This window comes from Arthrobacter sp. 01L42, assembly GCF_056400005.1.
The window spans coordinates 1-374 of the sequence record NZ_JBFTSL010000061.1 but is presented as its reverse complement, the minus strand read 5'-3'; the positions used below and the strand labels follow the sequence as shown (position 1 = coordinate 374).

The following is a 374-nucleotide window of genomic DNA, read 5'->3' as shown; positions in this document are numbered from 1 at the left end:
GACCGGTACTAATAGGCCGATAACTTACACCACACACTCTTCCCGTGAACGGATTCAAAAGACGTTCACACCAGGGAAGGGTACAAAGAAACAAGACTGCTTGCGTCCACTATGTGGTTCCCAAACAACAAACCCGTCACCGACGGCACTGTTGCACCGGAACCGACAACAAAATAACAACACCACAGCTGCATTCGCTGCAGCGGCCATGTTGTAACCACTAGTTTTCCCCACCCCCGCCAACAGCGGGCACGGTGGCGGAGCAAGGGTTACGGCGGTCATAGCGTGGGGGAAACGCCCGGTCCCATCCCGAACCCGGAAGCTAAGACCCACAGCGCCGATGGTACTGCACCCGGGAGGGTGTGGGAGAGTAG

The 374-nt window shown here is 57.0% G+C and carries 1 rRNA gene; it reads left to right on the top strand.

Annotated elements, in window-relative coordinates:
* Nucleotides 1-270 precede the first annotated feature (270 nt).
* Nucleotides 271-374: ribosomal RNA gene (rrf, locus tag AC1DN2_RS21375) — 5S ribosomal RNA — on the top strand; the annotation flags it as partial.